Origin of the sequence: Brevibacillus sp. NL20B1 (genome assembly GCF_018195675.1) — a bacterium.
GTDB classification, from domain to species: domain Bacteria; phylum Bacillota; class Bacilli; order Brevibacillales; family Brevibacillaceae; genus Brevibacillus; species Brevibacillus aydinogluensis.
In genome coordinates this window covers 1-1,148 of the sequence record NZ_JAGTPT010000062.1, presented here as the reverse complement: position 1 = coordinate 1,148, position 1,148 = coordinate 1, and the positions used below count along the sequence as shown (strand labels likewise).

The following is a 1,148-nucleotide window of genomic DNA, read 5'->3' as shown; positions in this document are numbered from 1 at the left end:
GGAGCGGGAACGCTGTGGAAGCAGGAACTGGAGGAGTCGGCGGCTTTTCATCACGAGAAGAAGAGTACCTGCATTGGGGAAGGATTGCTGCAAAGAAGGCATACGAAGAAGGGATAGAACCAGAGGATGCAGTAAGAAAATATGTACCAACGCAGTATCAGGAGGAAGTTCTTCCGACGGCTATCGTCACATTTAACAATACGGTTGGCATGAATCATGGGGATGTTCTCGATTTGGGATTTGCAGTTCCTGCCACCGGTGCAATAGCTGGGACGTTGAAAAATACATCTAAGGGGATGCCACCTATCGTTCAGTCTCGAATCAATATAACTAACGATGGATGGAAGCATATTGTAGACAGACATTTTTCAAATAAGAATGCTTCAACGTTCACAATTTCTCAGGACGAACTCCGTTCACTATTATCCAGTAAAGATATAGTAAAATCTCCTGTCGTAAGGAGTATTGATAGCGCAGACGGGGTGAGATACGTAAGAGTGGTCACTTTAGATAAGCCAATTGGCCTTGATAAGTTTAATGGGTTCAAGCCTACAACTACAATGACAATTTTAACTGACAGGCATGGTAATTTGGTTACAGCATTCCCCGGTTTACTAAAATCGATAAAGAAATGAGGGTGAAACATGAAACTAATAGGGAGCAGAGTGGAACAAGAAATAAGAGAGCAATTAAAAAAATCTAATCAATCACTATTTAAGAGTGAAGAGAAACGAAGACTACTTGAAGTGATTAGAAGTTCATATCCGGACATGCGTACAGCTTATATCGTTCATTGGATACCTGAGCAGGGTGAGGACATTTATAAGATTCTCATTAACGATAGTATTATCGCAGAAATTGAATTAGGACGCTTTAACGCTGAAATTGAACCAATTGTTGTAACTAAAACGATTTCACAATATTTACAAGGACTCAGTAAACGACATCAAATTACATTAGCGGTTGCTCTTGATTTAGCAAGACAAGACTTGAAGAATATGGACTGACATTGAATAAGTTACTGGATTTGCTTAAAGCCTTTTAAAGAGTTTTTTAAAAAACATGATTATGTTACTTGATTAATTTGAAAAGGCTTGTTCCTACTTAAACGATAAGGAGGAATGAGCCTTTTTCATGCCCAAAAATTA

At 38.9% G+C, this 1,148-nt stretch carries 2 protein-coding genes; both read left to right on the top strand.

Annotated features, from left to right (window positions below; translation table 11 throughout):
- On the top strand, window positions 1–635 hold a 635-nt coding region (locus KDN35_RS20035; protein ID WP_249179218.1), incomplete at its 5' end, for a hypothetical protein.
- Between the two features lie 9 nt (window positions 636–644).
- Window positions 645–1,007, top strand: coding sequence for a hypothetical protein (locus KDN35_RS19760; protein WP_212133766.1), 363 nt, complete (start codon window positions 645–647; stop codon window positions 1,005–1,007).
- Window positions 1,008–1,148: the final 141 nt, after the last annotated feature.

Bases quoted from the DNA above. Each gene is read 5' to 3' on its own strand.
- KDN35_RS19760 (WP_212133766.1), top strand. From the start codon at position 645: ATGAAACTAATAGGGAGCAGAGTGGAACAAGAAATAAGAGAGCAATTA.